This is a genomic window from Acidovorax sp. GW458-11-26-14-TSB4, from assembly GCF_059423865.1.
The window spans coordinates 94554-113838 of record NZ_JBWKYR010000006.1 but is presented as its reverse complement, the minus strand read 5'-3'; the positions used below and the strand labels follow the sequence as shown (position 1 = coordinate 113838).

23 protein-coding genes and 1 pseudogene are annotated in these 19285 nt (G+C 67.6%); 8 read left to right on the top strand and 16 right to left on the bottom strand.

Translation table 11 applies throughout. The annotated features are described in order from the left end of the window. The first annotated feature begins 353 nt into the window (after positions 1-353). The 3 genes from AC07X5_RS14805 (at position 354) to AC07X5_RS14795 (ending at position 1697) form a co-directional block, all read left to right on the top strand. On the top strand, positions 354-536 hold the full coding sequence (locus AC07X5_RS14805) for a hypothetical protein (RefSeq protein WP_409963518.1): 183 nt from the start codon (positions 354-356) through the stop codon (positions 534-536). A gap of 300 nt (positions 537-836) precedes the next feature. Continuing rightward, positions 837-1205, top strand: a complete 369-nt coding sequence (locus tag AC07X5_RS14800; RefSeq protein WP_494770771.1) for a hypothetical protein — start codon at positions 837-839, stop codon at positions 1203-1205. 90 nt (positions 1206-1295) lie between these two features. Next, positions 1296-1697 carry a VOC family protein gene (locus AC07X5_RS14795; RefSeq protein ID WP_494770770.1) on the top strand — a complete coding sequence of 134 codons (402 nt, stop codon included), beginning with the start codon at positions 1296-1298 and terminating at the stop codon, positions 1695-1697. Here AC07X5_RS14795 and AC07X5_RS14790 read toward each other — a convergent pair. The 6 genes from AC07X5_RS14790 to arsC form a co-directional block, all read right to left on the bottom strand. Further along, entirely contained in the window at positions 1694-2872 is a 1179-nt protein-coding gene (locus AC07X5_RS14790) for an MFS transporter (protein ID WP_409963522.1), read from the bottom strand. The two genes, AC07X5_RS14795 and AC07X5_RS14790, sit on opposite strands and share 4 nt — an antisense overlap. Before the next feature lie 25 nt (positions 2873-2897). Further along, positions 2898-3695, bottom strand: a complete 798-nt coding sequence (gene arsH / locus AC07X5_RS14785; protein WP_494770769.1) for an arsenical resistance protein ArsH — start codon at positions 3693-3695, stop codon at positions 2898-2900. Positions 3696-3750: 55 nt separating this feature from the next. After that, positions 3751-4245, bottom strand: a complete 495-nt coding sequence (locus AC07X5_RS14780) for an arsenate reductase ArsC (protein ID WP_494770768.1) — start codon at positions 4243-4245, stop codon at positions 3751-3753. A gap of 38 nt (positions 4246-4283) precedes the next feature. Further along, entirely contained in the window at positions 4284-4781 is a 498-nt protein-coding gene (locus AC07X5_RS14775; RefSeq protein ID WP_494770767.1) for an arsenate reductase ArsC, read from the bottom strand. 110 nt (positions 4782-4891) lie between these two features. After that, complete coding sequence (locus AC07X5_RS14770; protein ID WP_494770766.1) at positions 4892-5269, bottom strand: ArsR/SmtB family transcription factor; 378 nt, start codon at positions 5267-5269, stop codon at positions 4892-4894. 48 nt (positions 5270-5317) lie between these two features. Continuing rightward, complete coding sequence (gene arsC, locus AC07X5_RS14765) at positions 5318-5749, bottom strand: arsenate reductase (glutaredoxin) (protein WP_494770765.1); 432 nt, start codon at positions 5747-5749, stop codon at positions 5318-5320. A 42-nt stretch (positions 5750-5791) separates the two neighbouring features. Between arsC and AC07X5_RS14760 the strand changes: the two genes are divergently transcribed. After that, positions 5792-7150, top strand: a complete 1359-nt coding sequence (locus tag AC07X5_RS14760) for an arsenic transporter (RefSeq protein WP_494770764.1) — start codon at positions 5792-5794, stop codon at positions 7148-7150. Here AC07X5_RS14760 and AC07X5_RS14755 read toward each other — a convergent pair. From AC07X5_RS14755 to AC07X5_RS14735, 5 genes are all read right to left on the bottom strand, one after another. Then, positions 7136-7819: a hypothetical protein gene (locus AC07X5_RS14755; RefSeq protein WP_494770763.1), complete on the bottom strand. Its 684-nt coding sequence runs from the start codon at positions 7817-7819 to the stop codon at positions 7136-7138. The genes AC07X5_RS14760 and AC07X5_RS14755 overlap by 15 nt on opposite strands. Further along, positions 7816-8832: an MlaD family protein gene (locus AC07X5_RS14750; protein ID WP_494770762.1), complete on the bottom strand. Its 1017-nt coding sequence runs from the start codon at positions 8830-8832 to the stop codon at positions 7816-7818. The genes AC07X5_RS14755 and AC07X5_RS14750 overlap by 4 nt, the downstream gene beginning before the upstream one ends. 24 nt (positions 8833-8856) lie before the next feature. Beyond that, on the bottom strand, positions 8857-9657 hold the full coding sequence (locus tag AC07X5_RS14745; RefSeq protein ID WP_494770959.1) for an MlaE family ABC transporter permease: 801 nt from the start codon (positions 9655-9657) through the stop codon (positions 8857-8859). A 197-nt stretch (positions 9658-9854) separates the two neighbouring features. Continuing rightward, positions 9855-10469, bottom strand: coding sequence for a 2-hydroxychromene-2-carboxylate isomerase (locus tag AC07X5_RS14740; protein WP_494770761.1), 615 nt, complete (start codon positions 10467-10469; stop codon positions 9855-9857). 39 nt (positions 10470-10508) lie between these two features. Then, a complete protein-coding gene (locus tag AC07X5_RS14735; RefSeq protein ID WP_492231203.1) occupies positions 10509-11243 on the bottom strand; it encodes an SDR family oxidoreductase in 735 nt (244 codons plus the stop codon). Positions 11244-11366: 123 nt separating this feature from the next. Here AC07X5_RS14735 and AC07X5_RS14730 point away from each other — a divergent pair, with 123 nt between their 5' ends. Then, a complete protein-coding gene (locus AC07X5_RS14730) occupies positions 11367-11828 on the top strand; it encodes a winged helix-turn-helix transcriptional regulator (protein ID WP_494770760.1) in 462 nt (153 codons plus the stop codon). A gap of 24 nt (positions 11829-11852) precedes the next feature. On the opposite strand, the pseudogene AC07X5_RS14725 reads toward AC07X5_RS14730, so the two are convergent. The 4 genes and pseudogenes from AC07X5_RS14725 to AC07X5_RS14710 form a co-directional block, all read right to left on the bottom strand. Continuing rightward, positions 11853-12613: pseudogene (locus AC07X5_RS14725) on the bottom strand (SDR family oxidoreductase). Positions 12614-12747: 134 nt separating this feature from the next. Next, positions 12748-13749 carry an NADP-dependent oxidoreductase gene (locus tag AC07X5_RS14720; RefSeq protein WP_494770759.1) on the bottom strand — a complete coding sequence of 334 codons (1002 nt, stop codon included), beginning with the start codon at positions 13747-13749 and terminating at the stop codon, positions 12748-12750. A gap of 84 nt (positions 13750-13833) precedes the next feature. Continuing rightward, positions 13834-14439, bottom strand: coding sequence for a TetR/AcrR family transcriptional regulator (locus tag AC07X5_RS14715; RefSeq protein ID WP_494770758.1), 606 nt, complete (start codon positions 14437-14439; stop codon positions 13834-13836). A gap of 35 nt (positions 14440-14474) precedes the next feature. Continuing rightward, positions 14475-14936, bottom strand: a complete 462-nt coding sequence (locus AC07X5_RS14710; protein ID WP_494770757.1) for a MerR family transcriptional regulator — start codon at positions 14934-14936, stop codon at positions 14475-14477. Positions 14937-15015: 79 nt separating this feature from the next. Between AC07X5_RS14710 and AC07X5_RS14705 the strand changes: the two genes are divergently transcribed. Genes AC07X5_RS14705 through AC07X5_RS14695 form a run of 3 tightly spaced genes read left to right on the top strand, consistent with a single transcriptional unit; the run spans position 15016 to position 18166 of the window. Continuing rightward, positions 15016-17187: a heavy metal translocating P-type ATPase gene (locus AC07X5_RS14705; RefSeq protein ID WP_494770756.1), complete on the top strand. Its 2172-nt coding sequence runs from the start codon at positions 15016-15018 to the stop codon at positions 17185-17187. After that, positions 17184-17774 carry an Rv1443c family protein gene (locus AC07X5_RS14700; RefSeq protein ID WP_494770755.1) on the top strand — a complete coding sequence of 197 codons (591 nt, stop codon included), beginning with the start codon at positions 17184-17186 and terminating at the stop codon, positions 17772-17774. Before AC07X5_RS14705 ends, AC07X5_RS14700 begins: the two co-directional genes overlap by 4 nt. Then, positions 17741-18166, top strand: a complete 426-nt coding sequence (locus AC07X5_RS14695) for a DUF3703 domain-containing protein (RefSeq protein WP_494770754.1) — start codon at positions 17741-17743, stop codon at positions 18164-18166. The genes AC07X5_RS14700 and AC07X5_RS14695 overlap by 34 nt, the downstream gene beginning before the upstream one ends. A gap of 18 nt (positions 18167-18184) precedes the next feature. On the opposite strand, the gene AC07X5_RS14690 is transcribed toward AC07X5_RS14695, so the two are convergent. Continuing rightward, on the bottom strand, positions 18185-19258 hold the full coding sequence (locus tag AC07X5_RS14690; RefSeq protein ID WP_494770958.1) for a branched-chain amino acid ABC transporter substrate-binding protein: 1074 nt from the start codon (positions 19256-19258) through the stop codon (positions 18185-18187). Positions 19259-19285 lie beyond the last annotated feature (27 nt).

The window sequence follows — 19285 nt, the reverse complement described above, 5'->3', positions numbered from 1 at the left end:
GCGCGCCTGCCCCCCCGTTTTTCCCGGTCCATTTGCGCGCTCGCGCAAGGCATTGCGTGCCATGTTGCAAGCGCATGCAACAGCCATTTCTCGCTGCCTCCAAGGTTTCCAAGAGACACGGCATGTCTCCGAGGCGGGACCGCCAGGCCGGGCGCGCAACCACCCGTAACAGCAGTCACAGAGGTCATGAATCGCTGTTGTCTTACACGCGGAACTGAGACACTTTGCTGAAATCTACCCACTGGCCATTGAGGCTGGTCCGGGGGTCATTGAGGCCCCTCCCCATTCGCCAAATTCCAACTGTTGATCGTTGTCGCAATCCACCTGTCCACCCACCACCAAGGAGCAGCACCATGAAGTACCATCCGCTTCCCCGCCGCAAGCACCCCCTGGCTGCCTTCGTGGTGACTGTCGTGCTGGCCGTCCTGGCGGCCGCAGCCCTGCTCATGCCTGACATCATGGTGCAGTCGGTGGACTCCATGGTCCGACTGCCTGGTGGCGTGGAGCAGATCCTCACGCAAGGATTCCCCGAGTAAGGATGCCGCACCACGGCAGCATGCAGGCGCGCCCGCATGTGTTCTGCGGCCCGGGCGTTCGCCCCTCTCCCTTTCCCATCCCCTCCTTTTCCGGCCTGTCCTGCGCATTCGCTGCAGGTGCATTTCCCTCTTTGCCGTCCCGCAGGCCGCCCTGGCTGGCCAGCTTGCATGCCTCACACCCCGCCAACAGAACGCAAACGCAACGCTGGCGCGGCAGGCACTGGCAAAAAGAGGAGCACCGGAGTACCATCTGGCCTTGCGTGCAGTGCAAACGGTGCGCATAACCGTAGGAGGAATACCGTGAACCCACGTTTCCTGAACCTTGATCGCAAGGGCCCGGCTGCTGCCGCAGCCATGGCACTGGCCCTCGCTGCACTGGCCGTGGCCTGCTCCAGCCCCGGCGAAAGCTCGCTCGACGAATTCACCCGTTGGCACGACAGCGCCAAGGCCCAGGCCCAGGCCGGCGCGCTGATGTGGAGCGAGTTCTACAAGCAGAGCTTCGACCGCCTCACCGCCCTGCCCCCCTCCATCCAACAAGACACGCGGCTGGAAAACACGGTGCTGCTGCTGTCCACCGCGCGCAAGTACGAGGCCAGCGAGATCACCGCGCTGCAGTTCAACACTGAACGTGAGCACATCGAAACCCAGCTCGAAGCGCGACTGCGCTGATCAAGGCGGCTCACCCAGGCCCCGCGAAGATGAAGCGCGGCGGTCCATGGCATGCGACGGCGATGCCAGCCTGATCCCTGGCCTCCCTCCATGCACACACATCTTCGAATAGCACGCCCCGTCAGCGATCTGGCGCGCTCGGTGGCCCAGTACACGCAAGGCCTGGGCATTGTGCAACTGGGCAGTTTCAAGGACCATGCAGGCTTTGATGGCGCCATGCTGGGCTCACCCGGTGCCGGCTTCCATTGGGAGTTCACCCACTGCACCAGCCATCCCGTGGCGCCGGCACCCACGCCAGAGGATCTGCTGGTCTTCTATGTGCCGGAACAAGAGGCTTGGCAGGCACGCTGCGATGCCATGCTTACCGCCGGGTTCGCCGAGGTCCAATCGTTGAACCCCTACTGGGCGCAATCAGGCCGCAGCTTCGAAGACCCCGATGGTTACCGCGTGGTCATCCAGTGCGCTGCATGGGACGGCGGCAGCGCGACTTAGCGCGTTCCGCCATTGGCCGGCGCAGCCACCACCAGCAGTGCGAGGAAGGCCGCCAGTCCCAGCCCCGCCGACACCCACAGCGCCCCCACCCCCAGCCGATCCAGGCACAGGCCGAACAGCCATGGGGACGCAGCTTGAGCGATGCGCGCCGGCACCATCAGCAGCCCCTGCCGGTGCCCATAGCCCGCCGGCCCAAACAGCACCAGCGGCAACGTGCCCTTGGCAATCGTCAGGATGCCGTTGCCCGCGCCATGGAACAGCGCGAACACCGCTGCCATCGGTGCGCCGGCCACGGCCAGCAACCCGGCGCCCAGCGGGTGCATCAGCGCCGCCAGGCGCGCGGACAGCAGCGGGTGCACATGGCGCAGCAAGCCAAACTCCAGCAGGCGACCCGCCACCTGCGCCGGCCCCACCAGCGCGCCCACGGCCACGGCGGTGGCCAGCGTGGCGCCGCCCTCCTGCAGCAGGCGCGGCAGGTGCGCCGCCATGGCGGTGCTGGTGAACCAGGTGGCGGCAAAGACAAAGGCCAGCAGCACCGTGGCGCGCCGGGCATGTGCAGGCGCCACATCGGCCACAGGCGCTGCCGTGCCCATGGTGGCTGCCTCGGCCTCCGCCATGCGCGGCGTCCACGCATTGAGCGGCAGCCCCACCACCAGATGCAGCGCAGCCCAGGCCCAGCAGGCGCCACGCCAGCCCCACTGCGACTCCATCCACATCGACAGCGGCCAGCCCACCGTGCTGGCGAAGCCGGCGATCAAGGTGATGCCGGTGATCGAGTTGCGCGCGTTCTTGCCGTGCAGGTGCACCAGTGCGGCAAACGCGGCCTCGTACAGCCCGCTGCCCATGCCGATGCCGAGCAGCACCCAGGCGGCAAACAGGCTCCACGGGCCCTGGGCCATGGCCAGAGCGGCCAGCCCGAACGCAAATACGCCACTCGTGGCCATCAGCACCGGCCGGCCACCCCAGCGGTCGATGCTGCGGCCCGCATACGGCCCCAGGAGCGCCGAGACAACGAGTGCGCAGGAGAAGGCCGCGAACACCATGGCCACCGAAATCCCCATGTCCCGTGCCATGGGCACGGCCAGGATGGCCGGCAGGTAGTAGGTCGAGGCCCAGGCCAGCGTCTGGGCCGTGCCCAGGCGGGCGACGGTGGTTGCGGGGTGGTGGCTTTTCAACGCAGCGCCCTCCGCGACGCGGCCCTCATCGGGCGCAGCATACGGGTGCGGTGGCCGCATCCCTGGCATCGCCCACGGGGGGCGTGCAGCCGCCGCCCTGTGCTGTCGGCACTGCTTGCGGCAATAGGGCCCGGCGCTCCAGCGCGCCTGCAGACTCCTTGCGCTCGCTGTAGCGGTCCACCAGGTACGGCGACACGTCGCGCGTGAGCAGGGTGAACTTCATGAGTTCTTCCATCACGTCCACGATGCGGTCGTAGTAGGCCGAGGGCTTCATGCGGTTGTCGTCGCCGAACTCCTGGAAGGCCTTGGCCACCGAGGACTGGTTGGGGATGGTGAGCATGCGCATCCAGCGGCCGAGCACGCGCATCTGGTTCACGGCGTTGAACGACTGGGAGCCGCCGCAGACCTGCATCAGCGCCAGCGTCTTGCCCTGCGTGGGGCGCACCGCGCCCTGGGCCAGCGGTATCCAGTCGATCTGGGTTTTCAGGATCCCGGTCATGGCGCCATGGCGTTCGGGCGAGCACCAGACCATGCCCTCGGACCAGGCGGCCAGCGCGCGCAACTCCACCACCTTGGGATGGGTATCAGGCGCGCCATCGGCCAGCGGCAGGCCGGTGGGGTCGAAGATTTTCACCTCGGCGCCCAGTGCTTGCAGGATGCGCGCCGCCTCTTCGGTGGCCAGGCGGCTGAACGAGCGCTCGCGCAGCGAGCCATAGAGCATCAGGATGCGTGGAGCGTGGGTGGACACCAGCGGAACGGCCAGGCGGGCAGTATCGGGCCACTGCAGCAGTTGGGGATCGATGTTGGGAAGGTCAGGTGGCATGGAGCAGTGCAATGGAAAGGCCACGATTTACAGCACGTGGTGAATTGGTAGGTTCTCAGCTGTGCGCGATGCGGTTGAGCTGGACGATCAGATCGGTGTCGCTCATGTCGGCCAAGGGCAACTCCAGCAATTGAAGCATGCGGTAGCCGATGGCCTGGCGGGTGATCTCGAAGGCTTGGCGCTGGCCTTCCTCACCCCCCTGGGCATTGGAAGGATCGGGGTAGCCCCAATGCATCTGGATGGGTGTGCCCGGCCAGTAGGGGCACACCTCATTGGCGGCACTGTCGCAAACAGTGATGACGATGCGCATCACCGGCGCTTCGGTGCCGGTGAACTCGTCCCAGCTCTTGCTGCGAAAAGTGTCGGTCGTGACACCAACGGCAGCCAGCGCCTCCAGCGCCAGTGGATTGATGCGGCCACTCGGTGCACTGCCGGCGCTGAAGGCCCGCACATCGAGGCCGCGCACCTTGGCCAAGTGGTTGAGCATGCCCTCGGCCAGCACACTGCGTGCCGAATTGTGGGTGCACAGGATGAGGATGTTGGTGGTCATGGTCTTGCAAGAGGCAAGGGGTGTTTGCAATGGCCCGCTCAGGCGGTGCGGCCGATGTCTTCGACCTGGCGCTTGATGGCCAACGTGTCGAGCTTGTGCAGTGGCAGGGCCAGCAGCAACTCGATGCGCCGCTTGAGGATCAGGGCAGTGTCGCGGAAAGCGCGTTCCACTTCTTCCTCCGTACCTTCCACGGCCGACGGGTCGGCCACACCCCAGTGAGCGCTCATGGGCTGGCCGGGCCAGATGGGGCAGACCTCGCCCGCCGCGTTGTCGCACACAGTGAACACAAAGTCCAGCGCGGGGGCGCCGGGCGCGGCGAACTCTTCCCAGTTCTTGCTGCGCGCATCCACCACGGGCACGCGCAGACGCTCCAGCGTGGCCAGGGCCATCGGGTTCACCGTGCCCGAGGGGAAGCTGCCCGCGGAATAGCCCTTGAACCGTCCACCGCCGAAGTGGTTCAGCAAGGCCTCTGCCAGGATCGAGCGGGCGGAGTTGTGGGTGCAGATGAACAGGACGTTGTAGATTTTTTCAGACATTGGGGAGCTCCAGGATGAAGGGTGAAGGAGGATCTGGGATGTAATTTCAATGATTCATTGAATATTGAATTGATGACCGCAAAGCGACATTCGGGGAAGCACCACGGCGATCACGCCGTAACGGCAGCCTTGGAACGCTTCTTGGACGCCGCAGGTGCTGGCGTGCAACTCACTTTGCCAGGCAACTCGACACACAGCTCCGGATTGCCCGCGCAACACTCTTCGGTCAGGTAGCCGATCAACTCCACCATCAGCGCCAGGTTGGCCCGGTAGCGCTGGTAGCGCCCCTCCTGCTCCACCGTGAGCAGGGACGCGTGCGTCATGCCCTTCAGGTGGAATGACAGGTTGGTGGGCGGCACGTCCAGCGCCGCCGAAATCTCGCCGGCCACCATGCCTTCCGGCCCTTGCCGCACGAGCAGACGGAACACGTCCAGCCGCACGGGCGAGGACAGCGATTCGAAGACGGAGGTGGCGGTATCTTTTTGCACAGGCTGACTATACAAGAATGGTTGAAATACGGCGCAGTCTGGCTGGCCTCACGCCACCCTCTGGCCCTGGGCGTCGATGACCAGTTCGCCGTCTTCCTTGGCGAAGGGGCCGGGCAGCGGGGGCAGCAGGTCCAGCACTACCTCGGATGGGCGGCAGAGTTGCGTTCCACCAGGCGCCACGACGATGGGGCGATTGATCAGGATGGGGTGGGACTTCATGGCATCCAGTAGTTGCGCGTCCGACAGCTCGGGGTTCTGCAGGCCCAACTCGTCGTAGGGTGTGCCCTTTTGGCGCAGCACCGCCCGCACCGGAATGCCCATGGCGGCGATAAGCTCCATGAGCTTTTCACGGCTGGGGGGCGTCTTGAGGTATTCGACAACCGTAGGCTCGATGCCCGCGTGGCGGATCATCGCGAGCACGTTGCGTGAGGTTCCACAGGCCGGATTGTGGAAGATGGTGTAGGCGGTTGAGGCTTGCATGCACTCAATAATACAACTATTATTGAAATATTCAAGTGCCGCATGCGCAGCCTGGCTTCGAGGCTTGCTACTGCCGGTCCTATCCCTGAAACCCCGTGTAGAAAGAGAGAACAGATGCTTCTGGCTCTGACGATATTCGTCGCCACCATTGCGCTGGTCATCTGGCAACCGCGCGGATTGGGCATCGGCTGGAGTGCCAGCGCGGGCGCCGCCGTGGCCCTTGCCACCGGGGTCGTGCACTGGTCAGACATTGCGGTGGTCTGGCAGATCGTATGGAACGCCACCGCCGCCTTCATCGCCATCATCATCGTCAGCCTGCTGCTCGACGAGGCGGGCTTCTTCGAGTGGGCGGCCCTGCACGTGGCGCGCTGGGGGCGCGGCAGCGGGCGCATGCTGTTCGCCCTCATCGTGCTGCTGGGCGCGGCCGTGGCGGCGGTGTTTGCCAACGATGGTGCGGCGCTGATCCTCACCCCCATCGTGGTCGCCATGCTCGCGGCCCTGGGCTTTGGCCCGGGCGCCACATTGGCCTTTGTGATGGCGGCGGGCTTCATCGCCGACGCGGCCAGTCTGCCGCTGGTGGTGTCCAACCTGGTGAACATCGTCTCGGCCGACTTCTTTCGCATCGGCTTCAACGACTATGCGGCCGTCATGGTGCCGGTGAACATCGCCTCGGTCACCGCTTCGCTGGTGGTGTTGCTGCTGTTCTTTCGCAAGGAGATCCCCGCAGCCTACGACCCGGCCCAGCTCAAGCTGCCGGCCGCAGCCATCCGTGATGCGGCCACCTTCAAGGCGGGGTGGGCAGTGCTGGTACTGCTGCTGGTGGGATTTTTCGGGCTGGAGCCGCTGGGCGTGCCCGTCAGCGCCACGGCAGCCGCAGGCGCCGCGCTGCTGCTGGCCGTAGCCGGCAGGGGCCCCGTGATAAGCACGAAGAAGGTGCTGCGCGGGGCGCCGTGGCAGATCGTGGTGTTCTCGCTGGGCATGTACCTGGTGGTCTACGGGCTGCGCAACCAGGGACTCACCGCGTACATCAGCCAGTGGCTCGACACCTTCGCTGGCTACGGCATCTGGGGTGCCGCCATCGGCACCGGCATGCTGACTGCCGTGCTGTCTTCCCTCATGAACAACATGCCCACGGTGCTGGTGGGCGCGCTGTCCATCGATGCCTCCAGCGCCAGCGGCGTGGTGAAGGAGGCGATGATTTATGCCAATGTCATCGGCAGTGACCTGGGCCCCAAGATCACACCCATCGGCTCGCTCGCCACGCTGCTGTGGCTGCATGTGCTGGAGCGCAAGGGCATCCGCATCGGCTGGGGCACCTACTTCCGGGTCGGGGTGGTGCTCACCGTGCCCGTATTGCTGGTCACGCTGGCGGCACTGGCGTTGCGGCTATCGGTTCGGTGAGGCCCCGCCGCCCTGCTCCACCACGGCCACGCGCCGGCGCAGCCGGTCGGCGGCCTCCTTGTCGCCGGCGCCCTCGGCGCGCTGCACCTGCAGCAGCAGCCAGGCCATGAGCGGGCGGCGCCAGCCCTGGGCGGACGCAGTGTCGGTGGCCGTGGCAATTGACGCGGGGTCGGCCCGGCCGGACTGCAACAGCACGCCGGCCGCCACCAGGCGCGAGAGCGGGTCCTCAATGCCGGCCAGTGCAGCGCTGCCCGCCCCGGCCGTGGCCACGGCGCGCTGGGCGGGCGGCAGCAGGGCCACGTCGGGGGCGGCCAGCGGCTTGCCGGCCAGGTAGTCGGCATAGGCGCGCTCGGGCGCGGCGGCATCCTGGCGCAGGGCCTCGAAGGCGGTGCACGGCTCCACCACCAGGCTGGCCACCTGGGCGGCGCAGCGCAACAGCTCCACCCGGGCCAGCAGGTCCGGGCGGCCGGTGCGGGCCACCTCGGCGCGGGCGCGCTCCCATTCGAGCTTTTCCACGCGGGCGTTGCCCGACAGGTAGGCGTCGAGCGCCTTCTGGGAGGAGCCCTGGGCATTCATCTCCCACTCGGGCTCGGGCGGCTTGCTGGCGCAGCCGGCCAGCAGCAGGCCCAGAGTGATCACGGCCCATGCCGTCTTCGACTTGTGCTTCATGGCAGCTTGATCTCCCGGTCGCGTGCAAACGGCCATTTGCGGTTGATCTCGGTCACCAGGCTGTCGATCTTGCGCAGGTTGCTCTCCACCTCGGCGCGCAGGGCGCCGAGGTCGTTCGTGGCCTCGCGCGCATTCGCGCCCACGGCCTGGGCCTCGACCAGCACGGCGTCCACCTTCTTCAGGCTGGTGCGCGTGTCGGCCAGCAGGTCGTTGACCTGGCCGACGGCAGCGCGCAGTTCGGGCACCAGGGCGTCCTTGCTGTTGCCATCGGCGCCAAAGACCTGGCGGTCGGCGCGCGCGGCCAGGGTGTCCAGGCGCGCCAGCAGGGTGTTGGTGCGGTCCAGCGTGGTGGCAATCTTCTTGGCATCGTCCGCGTTGCCCGTGAGCGCGCCCAGCACGCCACCCGGGCCGTTCAGGCGCTCGGTCAGCTCGCGCACGTTGGACAGGGTGCCGCCTAGCGCCGCGTCCTGCGCGGTAAGGGCGTTCAGGTTGCCCAGCAGCTCGCGCGCCGAGGCCATGAGCTGCGGGATCTCGGCCGTGGCATCGCCGCGCAGCACCGGGCGCACGGCACCGTCTTCGAGCGGCGGGTCGGTGAGGATGCCGCTGTAGGCGCGGATGTTGGTGCCGCCCACGATGCCGCGCACCAGGGTGAACACGCTGGAGGAGCGCAGCCAGTGCGCGTCCTTGCTCGGCACCTCGACGGTGATGCGGGCATTGCCCTCGTTGGCCAGCTCGATGCGCCGCACGCGCCCGATGGGAAAGCCCGAGAAGGTCATGTCCATGCCCACCACCACGCCCTCGGAATCGTCGGCCGTGAGCACCAGGGTCTGCGTGGGCTCGAACACGCCGCGCGCATACATCAGGAACAGGCCCGAGCCGATGATCAGCGACAGCGTGAACATCAGCAGCGCCGCGGCCTTGATCTCCAGGTAGGCCACGGGGCGCAGCGTTTCCGGCGTGGAGCCTTCGGTAGTCGGCGGCGGCGGTGCGGGCGGTGGTTTGCGATCGGTCATGGTGGGTGTTGTTCTTGTCGGGGGTCAGTAGTAGTTGCCCATCAGCGAGGCCACCTCGATCAGCAGGAGCACGGCGAACATGCGCGCCAGGCCACCGAGCTCCGAATCGGGCTGGCCCCGGCCCTCGGCGTCGTACAGGCCCGCGGCCATGGGGATCAGCGCCACGGTGAGGCTGAAGAACAGCGTCTTGAGCGCGAACAAGGTGGTCACGCTGGGCGTGAACACGCGGCCGAACATGCGGGTGTAGCCCTCGGCCTCGGCCAGGTTGAAGCCGTAGACACCCAGGTAGCCCATGACCAGGGCCACCACGCAGCTGAGAGCGGCCAGCGTGATGCTGGCGAACACGCCGGCCACCACGCGCGGCAACAGTTCCACGCGCACCGGGTCCGAGCCTTGGCGGCGCAGTTCGTCGAAACGCCCCGACTGGCGCAGCAGGGCCAGTTGCGTGCCGTTGGGGATGGTGGCGCGCATGGCCACGAACAGCGCCGCCGTGAGCGGGATCAGCTCCAGCACCAGCACGCGGATCACCATCTCCATGGCGTAGCGCGACAGGCCGTAACTCAGCGCCGTGACCACCACGATGCGCGTGAGCACCAGGCTGATGAGGGCCGCCAGCACCGTGAAGCCCAGCAGCACGGGCGCCGTGTCCAGGTACAGGTGGCGCGCCAGCGAGCGGCGCGTGGCACGCCCGTAGCTCGACGGCGACAGCACCAGCACCAGCACCACCGCCCCCAGGTAGAGGATGCGCCACCACGCCACAGCCCAGCGGCGCACCGTGCTCCAGGCACGATCGGGCAGGGACAGGCCGGGCAGGCGGTTGATCATGGCGGACATGATAGCGGCGGGGGTACCACTTCCCAAGAAGATGGCCCGCGCCAGCCATCGGGCATTTACGCCGCGTACCGCTTATGTGGCATGAATTGGCAGCTACACATTGCATAGCAGACGATACATGCGCTCACACCCTGCCTATTTACAGGCGATCCAGGGAATGCAAAGGCCTGAGCCTGCTGTTCAGGGCACTAGCCCTGCGCACGCACAATCTCTTCCTCCACCTCGCGCAGCCGATCCTTGCCGAAGAACATCTCGTCCCCGACGAAGAAGACAGGCGAACCAAAGGCACCGCGGGCAAAGGCGTCCTGGGTGCTCAGCAACAGGGCGTTCTTCACCTCGGGCTCCTGGCTGGCGGCCAGCAGCGCCGCGGGGTCGAGCCCGGCCGCGTGCAGCTCGGCGGCGATCACCTGCGGGTCGTCCATCTTCTGGCCGCGCTCCCACATGCTGGCGTAGACGGCATCGACATACGGCTCGAAACAGCCCAGCCTGCGCGCGGCGACCGCGCCGCGCATCAGCGCCAGGGTGTTTACCGGAAAGTGCGGGTTGTGCGCGAACTTCGACAGGCCATGCCGCTGCACGAAGCGGTCCATCTCCCGTTGCTCATAGGCCCGCTTGGTCGGGATGCTGGCGTTGCTCTCGGCCGGCGAGCGGTTGTTCGCCAGCTTGAACAGGCCGCCCAGCAGCACGGGGACATACTCGAATGCCACGCCCGTACGGGCCTCGATGCCGGGCAGCACCTTGTGGCTGAGGTAGGCGTTCGGGCTGCCGAAGTCGAACAGGAACTGCACTGTCAGGTCGTTCATGGTTTTTGTCTCCTTGGTGGTTGTGGTGGTCGGGCGCAGTCACCAGGTCTCCATCCATGGGCGGATTTCCGTCTCGTGGGTCCAGGCGTCGCGGGGCTGGTTGTGCAGCTGCCAGTACACCTCGGCAATGCTCTCGGGGCTGACGATGCCGCCCTGCTCCTTGGTGGCGTAGCGCTCGGGGAAGTTGCTGCGGATGAACTCGGTATCGATCGCCCCGTCGATCACGGGGTGGGCCACGTGAATGCCCTGGGGCCACAGCTCCCGCGCCATGCTCTGGGCCAGCGCACGCAGCGCGTGCTTGGCGCCCGCAAAGGCCGCGAAGCCCTCGCGGCCGCGCAGGCTGGCCGTGGCCCCGGTGAAGAGAATGGTGCCCCGACCCCGCGGCAGCATCACCTTGGCCGCCTCGCGCCCCATGAGGAAGCCGGCGAAGCAGGCCATCTCCCACACCTTGAAGTACACACGCGAGGTCGTCTCGGTGATGCCGAAGCGCACATTGGCCCCGATGTTGAACACCGCGACTTCGATCGGGGCGATCTCTGCTTCGATCCTGGCGATGAGCGCTACCATCTCCTCTTCCTTGCGCGCGTCCGAGCCAAAGCCATGCGCCTCGCCCCCCGCGGCGCGGATCTGGTCCACCAGGGGCTGCAGCTTGTCCGCGCTGCGCCGGGTCACGCAGGCGATATAGCCCTCGCGGGCGAAGCGCTGGGCAATGGCGCCGCCCGTGGCGTCGCCCGCGCCGATGACCAATATTGCTTTCTTCTTTCCGTCTGCCATGGGGTCTCCTGAGGTTGCAATGGAACGGGGACGGGCGCTGCGCCCAAGCTTTCAAAGTTCTATTTTTGAACTGACTGCACGATAAGTTTGAAAATTGAACCCGTCAAGGGTAGAGTTGCGGACATGAAGTGGAACGACCTGGAACAGGAAGCTTGCTCGGTGGCCCGCACCGTCTCCGTGATCGGCGACCGCTGGACCTTGCTGGTGTTGCGCGACTGCTTTCTCGGCGTGCGCCGGTTCGACGAGTTCCAGCAGCGCCTGGGCATCTCCCGCCCCATGCTGGCGGACCGCCTGGCCAAGCTGGTGGAGGCTGGCGTGCTGCGCAAGGCCGCCTACCAGGAGTCGCCCGCCCGCTACGAGTACCGCCTGACCCCGAAGGGCCTGGACCTGCACCCCGTCATCATGGCCATCGTGCACTGGGGCGATGTGCACATGGCCGGCAAGGCCGGCCGCCCCCTGCTGCACCGGCACACCGGCTGCGGCCACCTGTTCGACCCGGTCACCACCTGCTCGGAATGCCAGGCGGAGCTGCGTGCCAGGGATGTTTCGGTGGAGAGAGGGCCTGGGGCCTTTCCGATGGTTTGAGAGCGGAAAGGCCCGGCTCCAGGCTCAGGCGACCTGCGGCAGGTAGCTTGGCCGGGGTGCCCTCAGCCCGATCTTGACGTGCTGGGTGAGCCCATCGGCCAGCACTTCTTCCAGACCCGACTCCAGCCCGTTCAGCGCCCGCTTGACGATCTGCTCGGGACTGGTCTTGGGCACGTCGAAGCCGCGTGTGAGGTCGGTGTCGACATAGGCCATGTGCAGTCCCAGCACCTGCGTTTTCTGCGCTGAGAGCTCGTTGCGCAGGGCATTGGTCAGCGACCAGGCAGCCGACTTGCTGGCCGAGTAGGCGGCCAGCTCGCCGCCATTCACCCAGGAGGCCACCGACAGCACATTGAGCAAGGCGCCGCCGCCGTTGGCCGCAAGAATGGGAGCGAAGGCCTGACTCACACGCAGCACGCCGAAGACATTAGGGCCTGTTAACACTAATTTCGGGGATCGCGAAATTAGTGTTAACAGGCCCTAGTCTCGAAGATGCGCCGCGCGAGCTCTTCGCTGTCGGGCGCCAGAAAGCCGCCGGGCTGGGCGATGCCGGCATTGTTGATGACCAGGGTGACGTCCTGCGCCTGCGCTGCGGCCGCGGCCACGTCGCCGGGGTGGTTGACGTCCAGCCGCAGGGCCTGCACGCCAGCCTGGGGGGTGATGCTGGCGGGATCGCGCGCGCCAGCGTAGACCTTGCGCGCACCGCGGGCGAGCAACTCGCGGGCAAAGGCCAGGCCGATGCCGCGATTGGCACCGGTGATGAGGACAACAGCGTCTTCGATCTTCATGGTAACTCCAGGGATGGATGCGAAAGGGCTCATACGGATTTGCATTCGAGCGTAGAACTAGGCGGGAGCCGCAGACAGTGCTGCGGCACGGCAAGGCGAAACAACGACGTTGTACGGTTGAAGGCGAATCCGTATCACTTGAGCTGGATGACGACCTTGCCTTTGGCACGGCCGGATTCCACATACGCCAGCGCCTCGTTGGTAGCCTCGAAGGGAAACACCTTGTCGACCACCGGGCGGATGGCTCGGGCGTCCATGAGGCGGGTGATTTCACGCAGTTGACTGCCCTCGGCCCGCATGAACAGGAAGGAATAGCCGACGCCCAGGCCTTTCGCCCGCCGCCGCACGCCTGCACTGATCAAGCGCAGCAGCAGCCGTACGATGCCGGGCGCCTTGCTGCCCTCGGCGAATGCAGGGTCCGGCGGGCCCGAGATGGAAATGAGCTTGCCACCCGGCTTGAGCACCCGCAGGGACTTTTCGAGCGCCTTGCTGTCCTGGCTGTGCAGGACCAGGTCGTAGCCGCGCAGCTGGGTCTCGAAGTCCTGCGTGCGGTAGTCAATGGCGAGGTCGGCTCCCAGCGTGCGCATGGCCTGGGCACTGGCCGCGCCTGCGGTGGTCGCGACGCTCGCACCCAGGTGTTTGGCCAGTTGGATGGCAAAGCTGCCCACCCCGCCGGAGCCGGCCTGGATGAAGACCTTCTGCCCCTGCCTGAGCCCGCCCTGCTCTACCAGGGCCTGCCAGGCGGTGAGTCCCACCAGGGGGATCGAGGCCGCCTCGACCATGGAAAGTCCACGGGGCTTGGGCGCCAGCGAGGACTCCCTGACCGGCACGAACTCGGCAAAGGTGCCAATGCGGAAATCGTCTGCCCGGGCATAGACCTCGTCGCCGATCTTGAACTGGCGCACCTGGGGGCCGACCTGCACCACCACCCCGGCCACGTCGTGGCCCAGGACAAGGGGCAGGCGGTAGGGCAGGATGGGCTTGAACTCTCCGTTGCGGATCTTGGCGTCCAGCAGGTTCACGCCCGCCGCATGCACCTCCACCAGCACCTCGCCATCGCGCAGTTCGGGCCGGGGCAGGTCGGCCAGGCGCAATGCACGCGTCTTGCCGTAGCGCTCAAGGATGAAGGCTTTCATGGTGTTTCCTTGCGGGTTGGCAAATTTCGAATGATGACCATCATATTGAAAGGCAAAAAAAAGCGCACCGCCTGTGCCGGTGGTTCAGGGTGCGGAAGGCGCCAGGTGCTTGAGCGCAGCCTCGCGCAGGCCGTCCGACAGTGCGGGCTCGTCCACCGCACGCGCCAGCAGCAAGGCCCCCACCATGGTGGCCACGGTGACCAGAGCGCGCTCGTGGGCGGCGGGCTGCCCCCAGTCCGGGGACTGGCGGGCGATCAGATCGACCATTTCCTTGATGTGCCGGGTGGCGACCCGCCGCACCTCGGGGGCCTGGCGCATGGTTTCGGAGCCCAGCGCGGCCAGGGGGCACCCCAACTCCACCTGTTCGACGTGCCCCCGGGAGAGGTAGCTGCCCAGCATGGACGCCAGAGCCGTGCCCGGCGGCACGCTGGCCACCACCTGGGCGGCAGCGGCTGCGGACTCCGCGCATGCCTTCGCCGCCGCTTCGGCCAGCATGGCCTCACGCGAATCGAAATGGGCGTAGAAGGCCCCATGCGTGAGACCCGCCTCCTTCATGATGTCCGCAACCCCGGTCCCGTCGTAGCCACTGCGGCGAATGGCGCGGGCCGCCACGGACACGATGCGCTCGTGCGTGGCTTCCTTGGCAGCGCTTCTGGCAGTGGTCTTGTTATTTCGCATGATGCTAATCATATAATCTTCGGATGCAGGGCGCAAGGAAGCCCGGCTCACACATGCCGCTTGGCCGGCGCAGGCCCTGGCGGCGCCACGGGCTCGGCATCGGCCCTTTCATGCAGCGCCTCGATCACATGGCAATGCCCATCGGTGCCGTCACAGCGCCGGCGCAGCGCGATCAGGTCGCGCTCCAGGGTCTTCAGTTCCTGCAGGCGGATGCGCACGTGGCTCAGGTGCTCGTCCAGCGTGTCGCAGGCGGTGTGGTCGGCGGCGGTGCTGTCCCGGTCCAGCGCCAGCAGGGTGCGCACCTCGTCGAGCGACATGTCCATGGCGCGGCACAGGCGGATGAAGCGCAGCTGGTGGATGTCGGCATCGCTGTACAAGCGGTAGCTGCTTTCGCTGCGCGGGCCGGCCGCGAGCAGGGCTTCCTTTTCGTAGTAGCGGATGTTGGCGGTGGAGACCCCGGAGCGCTGGGCGGCCTCGCCGATGCGAAATCTGGCTGCGTCTGTTGGCATGGGCTTGACCTTCAAGTGACTTCAAGGATTCCAATCATGGCATGGCGGATTGCAATCCGCCCCTGCACAAGGAAAAACCATGACAACCGAGTCGAGCCGAACCACCACCCCGCAGGGCCCGCCCGAGGCCGTGGCCCTGCCCATGCCCAAGGCATCACAGGGCGCGCGCCGTGCACCGCAGATCAACGTCTCCTGCTGCGCCCCCGGCAGCAGTTGCTCGGCCGATGCGCCACCTGCCAAGGCAGCGGCCACACCACATGCGCACAAACATGGTGCCGAGGGCCACGACCACCAGGACCACGATGGCCATGGCCACGGCGCCGAAGACGGCCATGAAGGCCACGACCACGGCGCCCTGCCCGGCTGGGGCCGCATCGGTGCATCGCTGGCAGCAGCCTTGGCGGCCGAGCTGGCCCATCTGCTGGGGCCCGACACGCCTGTGTGGCACTACGCCGGCATGGCGCTGGCGGCGGTGGCCATCCTGCTGGCAGGCCTGGGTATCTACAAGGCGGGCCTGAAGTCGCTGCTGCGCGGGCAGTTGGGCATCAACACGCTGATGGCCGTGGCCGTGACCGGCGCCTTCGCCATCGGCCAGTGGCCCGAGGCGGCCATGGTGATGGCCCTGTACGCCCTGGCCGAGCGCATCGAGGAAGGGGCCGTGGGCCGGGCGCGCAACGCCATCGGCGCGCTGCTGGCGCTGAGCCCGGACCAGGCCGAGGTCCAGCAGCCCGGCGGCCAGTGGCAGACCCTGCCCGCCGCCGAGGTGGCCGTGGGCGCCACGGTGCGCGTGCGCCCTGGCGGCCGCGTGCCGCTGGATGGCACCGTGGCCACCGGCCGCAGCGCGGTAGACGAATCCAGCGTCACCGGCGAAAGCCTGGCCGTGGACAAGGTGCCGGGCGACAAGCTCTACGCCGGCACCCTGAACGCCCAGGCCGAGCTGGTGATGCAAGTGACCTCGGCAGCAGGCAACACCACGCTGGACCGCATCATCCGCGCGGTGGAAGAAGCCCAGGCCAGCCGCGCGCCCACGCAGCGCTTCGTGGACCGCTTTGCAGCCGTCTACACCCCCGCCGTGTTCGTGCTGGCCGTGGTGGTGGCCGTGGGCGCGCCGCTGGCGCTGGGCTGGGCCTGGCTCGATGCCATCTACCGCGCGCTGGTGCTGCTGGTCATCGCCTGCCCGTGCGCGCTGGTGATCTCCACGCCCGTCACGGTGGTCAGCGGTCTGGCCGCGGCGGCACGGCGCGGCATCCTGGTCAAGGGCGGGGCCTGGCTGGAGCAGGCACGCGGCATCCGCGCCGTGGCCTTCGACAAGACCGGCACCATCACCGCCGGCAAGCCCATGCTGGTGGGCCAGGCCCAGTTTGGCGGCGATGCCGCCACCGATGTGGCGCGTGCCCTCGCCGGCCGTTCGGACCACCCCGTTTCCAAGGCCATCGCTGCCGGGCTGGGGGACGCTGGGGGTGCCGACCTGCCCGAAGTGGAGGACTTCACCGCGCTGGCGGGGCGCGGCGTGCAGGGCCGCATCGCCGGCGCCACCTGGCAGCTGGGCAACCGCCGGCTCATGCAGGAGCGCAAGCTCTGGACCGACGCCGTCGAGGCCGCCGCTGCGGAGCATGAGGCCCAGGGCCGCAGCGTGACGCTGCTGGCCGACACCGATGCCGTGCGCGCCCTGTTCGCCGTGGCCGACACCCTGCGCCCGCAGGCCGTGCAGGCCGTGGCCGACCTCAAGGCCCTGGGCGTGGTGCCTGTCATGCTGACTGGCGACCATGCCGCCGCTGCCCAGGCGGCCGCCAAGGAGGCCGGCATCGACCAGGTGCAGGCCAGCCTGCTGCCCGAGCAAAAGCTCACTGCCATCGCCGCCCTGCAGCACAAGCACGGCATGACGGCCATGGCGGGCGACGGCATCAACGACGCCCCGGCCCTGGCCAAGGCCGACATCGGCTTTGCCATGGGCGCGGCCGGCACCGACGTGGCCATGGAAACGGCCGACGTGGTCATCATGAACGACGACCTGCGCCGCGTGGCCGAGACGGTGCGCCTGTCGCGCCGCACGCACCGTGTGCTGGTGCAGAACATCAGCCTGGCGCTGGGCATCAAGGCGGTGTTCTTCGGCCTGGCGCTTGCGGGCCAGGCCACCATGTGGATGGCGGTGTTCGCCGACATGGGTGCCAGCCTGCTGGTGGTGGCCAACGGCCTGCGCATGCTGCGGCCGGAAGGTGGTACACCGGCTGCAAAGGAGGCTTCGGCATGAGCAGTACTGCGCCCATCGACCCGCAGACGGCGGTGGCCGCCGCCTTGGGCAGCGCCGAGATGGGCCCCCCTGCGGCCACCCTGGAGCGCCCGCCCGGCAGCCTGCGCATCTGCCTGACCACCACCCTGGACGCCCCTGCCGGATGGGTGGCCAGGGAGCTGCAGACCACGGCGCTGTTCCGTCACATCACCGCGCCGCTGCTGCGCTTTGGCACCGTGCACGGCCCCTGGCCTGCACACTGGCCGATGGGCGACACGGAGCTGCGCTTTGCACTGTTCGGCCTGCTGCCCATGGGCCGCCAGACCGCGCGCATCAGCGTGCATGCAAACGAGATCCCCGGTGCCTGGCCCATGCTGCGCGACAACGGCACGGGCCAGCTCATGCGCGCATGGGACCACCGCATCACCGTGCACAGCCTGCCGGGCACGCCCGAACGCACCTGCTACACCGACGAGGTGTTCGTGCGCGCACGCTACCTGCCCTGGCTCATGACCCCGGTCAGCGCGGCCTTTGCCTGGGTGTTCTACCGCCACCGGCAACGGCGCTGGGTGCGATGGGCGCGCGAGCATTCGGCGGCATCGGCGTGAGCGCCGCCATGCCCGGAACGTCCGCACTGCAATACCAGGCGTTCGCGCACCTCCTGGTGCGCTTCGAGGCCAGCGCGGGCGAGCCGCCGGCCGCGCGCTGGCCCTGGCTGGAGGCGGCCCATGTGCTGGGCCAGACCACGCTGGGCCTGCATTGGCGCTCGCACACCGCCATGCTGCGCTACGCGCTGCAGTTGCGCGACGGGCGTGAAGTCCGGGGGCAGCTGCTGCGCCTGGCGCTGGTGCCGCTGGGCCATCTGCTGCAGCGGCTGCCCCTGGGCAACATCGGGCGTGCGCATGTGCCCGCGCTCAGGCCCATGGTGCCAGGGGCGGATACCACCACGCGCATCCAGGCCGCCCTGCGCGCGGCAGAGTCGGCCCTGGCGGCGCAATAGCCGCCGGAACCCCGTGGATCAGTTCAGCGCAACGCGGCTGCCGTCCTTGTAGGTATACAGGGTGACCGCAGGGGTCGTCAGCTCGCCCTTGTTGGTGAAGGCGATGTTCGCCGTCACGCCCTTGTACTCGGTCTTGCCGATGAAGGGGATGTAGACCTTGGGGTCCACCGAGTTGGCGCGCTTCATGGAGTCGGCCAGCACCATGGCGGCGTCGTAGGCATAGGGGCTGTAGATCTGGAACTGGCCTGGGAACTTGGCGTCGTAGCGCTTCTTCCAGTCGGCACCGCCCTGCATCCTGGCGACCGAGGCGCCGCCGGTGGCGCAGGTCACGTTCTTCAGGGCAGGCGTCTTGCCGGCCAGCTCGGGCAGCTTTTCGGTGCACAGCGCATCGCCGCCGAAGAACTTCACGTTGCCCAGGCCCAGTTGCTCCATCTGGCGCAGCATGGGGCCGGCCTGAGCGTCTAGGCCGCCGTAGAAGATGGCGTCGGGCTTCTTGTTCTTGATGGCGGTCAGGATGGCCATGAAGTCGGTCGCCTTGTCGGTGGTGAATTCCTCGCCCACCACGGTGAGGCCCTTTTGCTGGGCCGTGGCCTTGAACACCGAGGCCACGCCCTGGCCGTAGGCCGTGCGGTCATCGATGATGGCCACGGACTTGAGCTTCAGGTGGTCGGCCGAGAAGATGGCCAGCGCCGCACCCAGCGCGCTGTCGTTGGCGATCAGGCGGTAGGTGGTCTTGTAGCCGGGCTTGGTCAGGTCGGGGTTGGTGGCGGCGGCCGTGATGTGGGGAATGCCGCACTTGTCGTACACCGCAGCGGCGGGGATGGAGGTGCCCGACTGCAGGTGGCCCACCACGCCGGCCACCTTCAGGTCGCAGAGCTTCTGCGCCACGGCGGTGGCCTGGCGCGGGTCGCCCGCATCGTCTTCGGCGGCGAGCTCGAACTTGATCTTCTTGCCGCCGATCACCAGGTTCTGCGCGTTCAGATCATCGAGCGCCAGCCGCACGCCGTTCTCGGTGTCCTTGCCGATGTGGGCGATGCCGCCCGACAGCGGGCCTGCATGGGCGATCCTGACGGCCTGCACATCTTGCGCCATGACGGCGGTGGAGGCAAACGCTGCGGC